Origin of the sequence: Niallia sp. MER 6 (assembly GCF_023714395.1) — a bacterium.
GTDB lineage: Bacteria > Bacillota > Bacilli > Bacillales > Cytobacillaceae > Niallia.
In genome coordinates, this window is sequence record NZ_JAMAUK010000041.1 from 18,160 (window position 1) to 27,493 (window position 9,334).

The 9,334-nt window shown below is 39.2% G+C and carries 5 protein-coding genes; all 5 read right to left on the reverse strand.

Going from position 1 to position 9,334, the window contains the following annotated elements:
* Position 1: 1 nt before the first annotated feature.
* The gene (locus tag M3600_RS25965) at positions 2-310 is read right to left on the reverse strand and encodes a PTS sugar transporter subunit IIB (RefSeq protein ID WP_233314802.1); all 309 of its coding nucleotides are present in this window, start codon (positions 308-310) and stop codon (positions 2-4) included.
* A 518-nt stretch (positions 311-828) separates the two neighbouring features.
* Positions 829-2,088 carry a hypothetical protein gene (locus M3600_RS25970; protein ID WP_237943266.1) on the reverse strand — a complete coding sequence of 420 codons (1,260 nt, stop codon included), beginning with the start codon at positions 2,086-2,088 and terminating at the stop codon, positions 829-831.
* A 326-nt stretch (positions 2,089-2,414) separates the two neighbouring features.
* Positions 2,415-4,706 (reverse strand): 5-methyltetrahydropteroyltriglutamate--homocysteine S-methyltransferase, encoded by a 2,292-nt coding sequence (gene metE / locus M3600_RS25975; RefSeq protein WP_251648090.1) that lies wholly within the window; start codon positions 4,704-4,706, stop codon positions 2,415-2,417.
* Between the two features lie 88 nt (positions 4,707-4,794).
* The gene (locus tag M3600_RS25980; protein WP_251648092.1) at positions 4,795-6,639 is read right to left on the reverse strand and encodes a bifunctional homocysteine S-methyltransferase/methylenetetrahydrofolate reductase; all 1,845 of its coding nucleotides are present in this window, start codon (positions 6,637-6,639) and stop codon (positions 4,795-4,797) included.
* Positions 6,640-6,990: 351 nt separating this feature from the next.
* A complete protein-coding gene (locus tag M3600_RS25985) occupies positions 6,991-9,036 on the reverse strand; it encodes a methyl-accepting chemotaxis protein (RefSeq protein ID WP_251648094.1) in 2,046 nt (681 codons plus the stop codon).
* Positions 9,037-9,334 lie beyond the last annotated feature (298 nt).

A 9,334-nucleotide genomic window follows, 5' to 3' on the forward strand; every position in this document is an offset into this window, starting at 1 on the left:
GTTATTTCTTGGTTAATTCGTGCAGTAGCTTTAATAAAGCTGGTCCGCCAAGGGGGCTGTAGGCTTGTGAAGGGATAACCCCACAAGGAACACCTGCTTCATCAGCAGATTCTTTAAAACTGTCATAACGGTGTCTGACTTGAGGAGCAACCATTGCCACATCCCAACCGTTGCGGATTTCCGAAGCAAAGTCAGTCGCGCCAACTGCTAATACATCCAATATTAAGCCATCATTTTTGGCTTCTTTTTTTAGTGTGTTCACCAAAATGGAACTAGACATTCCACCAGAACATACAAACAAAACTTTCATATTAACCTCTCCTTTACATATCCAAATTTTGATAGCGCTTTCTAAAAATGAGTATAACGTTTTTGTAATAATGTTTCAACTTATATTTAAATAATATGTTATAAAATTTCAAATATAACTATCTTTATAAAGTGTTGCTAATAGCTGCCGAGAATCCACTAAGAGATGTTTTTGTTGGCTCACAAGCTAATTTTTTAAATGTTCTCGGCAATCTGGACAGAGTAATGGAAATATGGATACCGCCCAGCCAATATGTAAATAGACCCTCAAATCCCCGGGAAGAAAGCAACTTATACCATGCAGGTTACATGTTACATGAAAGAGGCACAAACAAAGGCTGGATTCGTTCTCAAAACATGTATGTAAAGGCAACAAAACATCCGGCTGCCTTCTCTAATCTCATTAGGTATTGGTACATTTGCATTAGAAGCACTCGTAAATTTTAATCGCGGTTAGCATCCTAAACATGAATGACAAAAAGGGTGCAGATATTATCTGCACCCTTATCGTGATAAACATTAACTATTAATCCGTTGAGGCATCACCAGAAAACTATTGGCTTTCCGGGATTTAAGAATCTTAATCATCTGCTCCTGCAGAGATTTATTACAAGTTACCTGTAATAGTACCTCGCTTTTACGATTAGAGAAAAATTTAATTTTCTTTTTCTTCTTAAGTGCTATTTCAATAAACAAACCTATTAAAAAACCACCAATTAGACCAAGCAAACCCCAAATAATTGGTCCTAAATACAAGACGAATCCATAGATAGAGCCTAAAACCATAAAGATAGAACCGCCAAGCATCGCTCCATCAAGAATACTTCTGCCGTCAACGGAATGGATAGAGTCTACTATATGTAATTGATCATCAAGATTTTCCATCGGTAAAGCCACAATATTCTGCGGCTTTACTCCCTGCTTTTCCATTTCATGAATGACCATTTCAACAAAGGGAGAATGTTCAAATGTAGCGATAATTTGGACTGTATTATTATCTAATGTGTTGTGTTCTGACAAGTTTTCATCCCTCACTCTAAGGAAACGAATTTGCTCAATATCATATAATGTATTTGTTTCTATTACTGCTGTATATGCTTGATATATGGCAAAGGCATACATTGACGGTAGAAAAAGAAACCATTGCGAATCAAGAGCAGCTGTTGCACTCGGAAAATCACCGAGAAACGAATGAAGCCAAGCACTAACTGCACTTGCTTGATAAGCAACATATATCCACCAAGCTAAAACTAAGGTGCCAACGATTGTACTGCCGGCATATAGTTGACCTAAGCCAGGCGATAATAACGACCAGAAAAATCCTACCCAGGGATTTTTCTTATCAAGTATGACAACATCGAAAAAGGTTACAGCAGATGGAGAGATAGGAGCGTCTTCCACTTCTGCAAGTACATGGCTTTTTGCAATTTCTACGGCACAGCGGTAACTGTCCCATATACTATATACATACACTGCCATATAAAGCAGGAACCAATTTTCGTTAATTTCTGCCTTTGCTTCCTCGAATCTTCCTAGCATGGATAAGATAATCCCCATGTTTACATTGGCCTGACTGTTTACAACAAGCTCCCAAATAATCAGCATAAAACCATGGAGGTACTTACCGAGAAACATATGCCCAAACCCTGGAAAGGCAGCAGACCACCAAGCAGCAACCCATGGAGTGCGGGGATATGCAGAATTTACTCCCCATGCTGATATTGTGCCTTTTGCATAACGAGGTCTTATGTTAGCTGACTGGAATTTTTGATGCGGCATATGTTAGTCCCCCTCGACTCGGTGTCTTTATTAATATTACCAGCAATTGCCTGTATCATTCGGAAACTTCTTTTTTACTGTTTCTTTCTTATCACAGGATTACAAACTCATTACTTTATATTTACTTTTAATGGTCCTCTCTAGATTTCCGCCTATTATCGGATATAATGAAGTTCTGATAAAAAAAGTTTTAGCAAAAAAATACCCAAAAAAACAAAAGGTCTTCTATCTGTTGGTGCATAGAAGACCTTTTGTCTATTTAGCAATCATTTTTTAGACTAATAAATATTGTGGAGCAGGACCTGTATATGCTGCCCCATTTATTGTTATACCGTTTGTTTAACCTGCTCACGCAATTTCTGTGTTGCCGCTACCATGTTTTTAAGGGATTGTACTGTTTCTTCCTCGCGTCGTGTTTTCAAGCCGCAGTCAGGATTCACCCAGAACTGTTCTTTTGCAATAACTTCTAGGCTGTCGTTTAAGATTGTTTCAATTTCTTGAATACTTGGAACACGCGGACTGTGAATATCATACACACCTAATCCAATGCCTAGCTCATATGCGTTTTGCTTAAGTGAATGAATCAGCTCTCCGTGACTTCTCGACGTTTCAATTGAAATGACGTCTGCATCTAAGGCGCGAATAGTGTCTAAAAAGTCATTGAACTCACAATAGCACATATGTGTATGAATTTGTGTTTCATTCTTTACACTTGATGTGGCAAGCTTAAATGCATTCACTGCCCACTCTAAATATTCCTCCCATTTTTCCTTACGTAACGGCAGGCCTTCACGCAGTGCCGGTTCATCTACTTGAATAATCGCAATGCCCGCTTCCTCTAACACGCTAATTTCCTCTCTCAATGCTAACGCTATTTGATTTGCTACTTGTTCTCGGGATATATCATCACGGACGAAAGACCAGTTTAGAATGGTAATTGGCCCTGTTAACATGCCTTTCACATATTTTTCCGTTAACTCTTGTGCTTCTATGACTTCTTTCACTGTCATCGGAGCGATCCATTCTACATCGCCATATATAATTGGCGGCTTCACACACCGTGAACCATATGAAACGACCCATGCTTGCTTTGTAAAGGCGATTCCTCTAAGCTTTTCACCAAAGTATTCGACCATATCTGTCCGCTCGAATTCTCCAGTTACTAACACATCAAGTCCGATGTCTTCCTGGATTTCTATCCAGCGTGCTGTTTCATTTTTGACAAACTGTGCATATTCAGCATCGGTAATTTCCTTTTTACGCCATGCTGTTCGTGTCCGCTTCACCTGATCAGACTGCGGGAAGCTGCCGATTGTTGTTGTTGGAAAATCCGGTAATTGCAGTTCTTCTTGCTGTAATGCTTGTCGTTCCTTAAAGACAGCAGGTCGTGAAAAATGCTGAGGCTGCACGCTAGAAACCAGCTGACCAACATTGTGATTATTTCTTGCTTCATGCCTTGCCAGTGCATCAATTTTCAGTTTACTCTGTGTAAGGGCAATTTCATTTGTCAACGTTTCGTTTCGTACATAAGACGTTACTTGAATCAACTCTGCTATTTTCTCATCTGCGAACGACAGAGCATCCTGTAAAGCAGCATCTAGTGCTTTTTCAGAAACAGTTGTAACAGGTACATGCTGCAGACTGCAGGATGATTGAATCCAAGCCTCCTTAACACCGCTTAATGCTAAACAAGACTGTGTTGTTGCCGCTTTTTCTACTAAATCTGCCTTCCAAATATCTCGTCCATTTACTAGTCCAATCCCTAATACTTTCTCTTCAGGGAAACCATATTTTTGGATAGAACGGATATTTCCCTCTCCTCCATGAACAAAATCAAGACCAATCCCAGCAACAGGCAGTTGTGTCAGCTCCTGATATGCGGAAAGTGCCTCAAAGTACGTTTGCAGCATGATTTTTGCGGCTGGCACTTCTATTGATAATTGCTTGTAAATTTCTTTAACAAGCTTAATATCTTCTTCGCTTAGTGTCAGTACTAATGCAGGCTCCTCGACCTGAATCCACTCTGCTCCTGCATCAATAAGCTGTTGAAACACTTGTGTATACAGCGGTAAAAGCTTTAATACAAACGATTCTTTTGCTTTTTTATCATAACCTTTCGCTAGCTGTACGAACGTAAACGGTCCAATAATTGTAGGCTTCGTTAAAAGTCCTAATTCTTCCTTTGCCTCTATAAAATAATCTAAAATATAGTTATTTGTCAGCGACAATTGCTTATTTTCATATTCAGGAACAATATAGTGATAGTTTGTGTTAAACCATTTTGTCATTTCACAAGCTACAGCATCTTTCCCGCCGCGTGCCATTGTGTAGTATGTTGTCAAATCTACTTCTTTTCCAGACCACTCATAACGGCTTGGCACTAAACCGAACATTGCAGCTAAATCAAGCATACGGTCATAAAAAGTAAAGTCTCCGACAGTGAGTAAATCCAGGCCAAACGCTTGCTGGCGTTTCAAGTTATTCAGTCTAATTGCTTTCATATCAGCAATAAATTGCTCTTTTGAAATTTTCTGATTCCAAAAAGATTCGACACAACGCTTCCATTCCCGATTTTCACCAATGTAAGGGTAGCCAATAACAGTACTAATTAATTTCATTATTATATTCCTCCTGCATCTTAATATTAGGTTTTCTTATAGAATTAATCGGTATTAAAACAGTAAAAACATGATCCTATGTCATTACTCAGGTAGCAGTCACTTCAACAAAGCGCTCACTGTCCAGTTCTCTAATATACTTTGTTAGCTCCTCCGTCATTTCAAATCGTAAGAAAGGCGTGATTAAATAAATTCCTTTAAATTTTTCTGCAGCGGCAGCTACTAGTTCCTTAGCAATTGCAATTCCCTCAAGCCGGGCCTTTAATGGGTCATTGCCGCATGAGGCCATCGCCTGCCTGACATCATCGGGCAGCTTTATGCCTGGCACTTCGTTATGGATAAATTCAGCATTTCGAGCGCTTGTTAGCGGCATAATACCAGTAAAAATAGGTGTTTCAAGATGTTTAGTAGCTTCATATACCTCTTCCAACTGGTTTACAGAAAAAATTGGCTGGGTCAAAAAAGATTGAGCGCCGCATGCTATTTTCTTCTCTAGTCGTTGGACTGCTTTATCCAGATGGCGGACATTCGGATTAAAGGCTGCTGCTATTTTGAAATTGGTGCGCTGCCCTAGACTTTGTCCCGAATACGACAACCCTTCGTTAAACTGTTTGACAAGACTAATTAAATCAAATGATGACAAATCATAAACACTTGTTGCCCCTGGAAAATCACCCAGCTTGGAAGGGTCGCCAGTCACAATTAATAGTTCACTTAGTCCAAGAGTTTGCAAGCCCATCAGGTGGGACTGCAAGCCGATCATATTTCTGTCACGGCAAGTAATATGAATAAGAGGCTCTGAGCCAATCTCGTTCTTCAGCTTTGTTCCGAGAGCGACATTGCTTATGCGCGGGCTGGCTAAAGAATTATCTGCTAGTGTGATGGAGTCGACACCTGCTTGATGCAGTGTTTTCGCACCTCTCATAAATTCTTTAATCCCCAGTTTTTTGGGCGGGTCCAGTTCAACAAGAATCGTTCGTTCGGACTTCGCTTTTTCATGCAGCCCTTTTTTACTTTCACTTTTAGCAACTTCTATTACTTCGATTTTACGCACTTTAATCTGTTTTTCCGTAATTGGTGTAAGATTTCCAAGTGCTTTTTTTACTGCTGCAATATGTTTTGGTGTTGTTCCGCAACAGCCCCCAATAATCCGTGCTCCTTGTTCACGCAAACTTACGGCACTTGAGCCGAAATAGTCAGGGACCGCTTCGTAAACGAAACGTCCGTCTATATATTCTGGAAGGCTGGCATTCGGATAGACGGAAAGAAAGGCGCTGTTAGGGAGCGGCACTTCTTCGAGAGAGCGAATCATATGATGTGGTCCTAAATGACAATTGATTCCAACAGCGTCTGCGCCTAATGCCTCTAATTGGAGAAAGGCATCATTTAAATGGACACCATCCTGTAAATAGCTGTTTTCATGCAAAGAAACATTAGCGATAATTGGAAGTTCCGTTTCATTGCGAGCAATCTTTAATACTGTCTCTAATTCTTCTAAGTCATAATACGTTTCTAAAAGCAGGCCATCAGGATTCTCCATCAGCTGGCTGTATAATTGCTCACGAAAGCTTCTTTTAATTTCATCCAACTCGAGATCAGACTTACGAAAGCTTCTTGACGCACCGATAGTTCCAAATACAAATGCTTTTCCTTTGGCTGCTTTTCTGGCAATGGATATGCCTTTTCTGTTGATGCTGCTAACATCTTCCTCCAAGCCATATCGTTTTAATTTAAAGTAGTTCGCACCGTATGTATTGGATTGGAGTATATCTGCTCCTGCTTCCAAGTAAGCAGTATGAATAGTTTCAATCCGATCAGGATGGGTAATATTGAGCTCTTCATAGCAATTATCAATTCCGTTTGAATAGAGAAGGGTACCCATGGCTCCATCACCAATCAAAATTCGCTTTTTCAACTCATCCCGAAAATTCATTCTATCCCTCCTCCTTTAGTCAGCCTATTACTTTAGTAAGCAAAATCTAAAACTAATATATAATTGAATATTCAAAACACTCGCAATGCACTTTCGAATTCCTAATTGTTATTCTAGAAATCGGTAGGGAATGCCACCTCCTTTTCTGTGTCTCTCTAACGTTGTATGTAGCTTATCATGATTAAATGGCTATAGTGTAACGGATAAAAGTAATCAGCTGTTATAATTAAGAGCTATACCCTTTTTTTGTCAAAGTCACTATATAATGAGGGGATGGCAGTCATATTTATTGCCCGTAAAAAGTTAAAAAGGCATGAGTTTCACGCTTGAACTCATGCCTTTAACAATGCTTTATATTTTAAATTGTGAAATTTGTTCCTGTAATTTCTGTGACATGCTTTGTAAATGGCTGCTTGCGTTCTTTAAGTCTGTCATTGTTGCAAGCTGTTCCTCTGTACTAGCAACAACATTTTGGGTATTGTCAGATGCATTCTGTGCAATATCTGACAATTGTTCTACAGAAGCTGTAATTTCCTCAGATGCTGCTGACATCTGTTGAGACGATGAGGAAACTTCCTGGATTAGATTGTCAACGGATTGAATAGATTCTAAGATTGTTAAAAATGCAGCATTAGCCTCATGAACTACGTCCATCCCTGCTTGCACTTCCTTCGTTCCGTTTTCCATCACATCGACTGCAAGCGTTGTATCCTTCTGGATGGTAGAAATAATTTCTACTATTTCCTTACCAGATGCGTCAGATTCTTCTGCTAGCTTACGAACCTCTTCAGCTACTACAGCAAATCCTTTGCCAGCCTCCCCTGCGCGTGCTGCTTCAATTGCAGCATTAAGTGCCAAAAGATTCGTTTGATTAGCTATATCTGATATTACCTTCACTATATCTCCTATTCTTTGCGAATGTTCTCCTAATCTCTTCACAACCTCAGCAGATTGCGACACACTTGCATGAATAGATTGCATTTGTGTCGACGTCTTTTCTAGTGAATGACGGCCATCTTTTGCTTTTTCTATGACGTCAGACGAATTCTCCAACATATCGACTGAAGAAGAGGCAATTCTTTGAATACCTGAACTCATTTCTTCCATTGCTGCAACTATTTGTTGCGAGCTGTCTGTTTGGACCTTGGAACCTTCCGCAACCTCTTGTATTGCTGCTGCAATATGTTCTGTTGCCTTCGTCGTTTCAGATGCCCCTTCGCTTAATTCATAAGAAGTTTTAGAAACTGATTCAGAATTCCCGGCAACTTCTCTAATCATGTTTCGAAGGTTTCCGATCATTTTGTTAAAATTAGCAGCCATTACACCAAATTCGTCAGAGCTGTTAATATGGAGTTCATTCGTTAAGTCACCATTTGACATATCTACAGAAAGATCATTCACTTTCTTAACATTTCGTGACAAATAAGAAGAGTAGAAAATTATACCTGCTGCAATAATAAGGACACCAACAATTCCAATAGCCAGCGAATAATACAATATTGATTGAGATGCTTCTGTTAATTCTGCTTTCGGTATTACCATTCCTAATATCCAATTTGTACCGTTTATCGGAGTATATTGCACAAAGTACTCTTCCCCGTCTTCCGTGAAGTAGCTTTCCCCTTCTTTACCGGAAAGCATGGAAGCAGACAGTGCTGCTAAATCTTTATTTTGTTCATTTTTAATGTTTAACTTCATAACTTTATCTTCGTCTTTTGCTGCGATATATTCGCCTTCGTTATCTAGAAGAAATGCCCAACCCTGTTCTCCAACTTGTGTTTCAGAAATAAGTGTTTGAATTTCTCCTAAATTAATATCACTAGTTACAATTGCCTGCAATTCATCTTTGCCGTTGTATATTGGCATTGCTGCAGTGATTAGTGTCGCATTCGTACTTTCATCAAACAGCGGTTTTGTATAAGCTATCCCTGCTTCCTTCCCAAGTTCGCTACCAACCTTGTACCAAATCTGATTAGGATAATCATAATCAGGATTATTATAGATTTCCGTCGAGGTAGTCTTGTCCCCTTCTCTGTAGCTGTACGTACTGAAATACTTGGTGCCTTCTTTATATTGGTACGGTTCAAAATAAATTCCCATTCCGTAAACATCTTGATTTCCCGCTAGTTGTCCTTCAAAAATAGCGTGCAGATCTTGAAGCGTGTAGCTAGTTGCATTCTGCTCTAAGACATCAGCAACTCCTATTGAAAAGGCAGTATGCCTGTCTATCGTTCCTTGAATGTCACCCGTCACAGACTCTAACTGATAATGTAATTTCTGATCAATTTCATTAGATATATAATCGTGAGAGGTATTGTAAGAAACAACAGTCATCACTAACAGTGTTAAAAATACTAATGGCATTAAGAACACCAATGTTTTAGCTTTTATGGACATTCGTTTCACCTGTTTTCCTGCTTCCTATCAAAATTTAATGTTGCCGCAAAAAACCTTCCTACAGAATATATCGGTGTATTATTATTAGAATCAATGAGTAAGAACAATTTAGCAGGAACATGGTAAACATTACCGAAGTCTTATTCTGTTTTAAAAAAGACTGTCCTAAAAAAGTGCTGCACCCCAAAAGTTAGAGTTGAAATCTAACTTTTGGGGTGTTTTTTATGGCTAAATATAGTGGGAATTTCAAACTGAAAATTGTACAAGAGTATTTGAAAAGTGCTTTAAGTTATGACCG

What these genes read in the sequence shown, in the direction of transcription:
- M3600_RS25965 (WP_233314802.1), bottom strand. Translation starts at nt 310, where the DNA reads ATGAAAGTTTTGTTTGTATGTTCTGGTGGAATGTCTAGTTCCATTTTG.
- M3600_RS25970 (WP_237943266.1), bottom strand. Translation starts at nt 2,088, where the DNA reads ATGCCGCATCAAAAATTCCAGTCAGCTAACATAAGACCTCGTTATGCA.
- metE (WP_251648090.1), bottom strand. Translation starts at nt 4,706, where the DNA reads ATGAAATTAATTAGTACTGTTATTGGCTACCCTTACATTGGTGAAAAT.
- M3600_RS25980 (WP_251648092.1), bottom strand. Translation starts at nt 6,639, where the DNA reads ATGAATTTTCGGGATGAGTTGAAAAAGCGAATTTTGATTGGTGATGGA.
- M3600_RS25985 (WP_251648094.1), bottom strand. Translation starts at nt 9,036, where the DNA reads ATGTCCATAAAAGCTAAAACATTGGTGTTCTTAATGCCATTAGTATTT.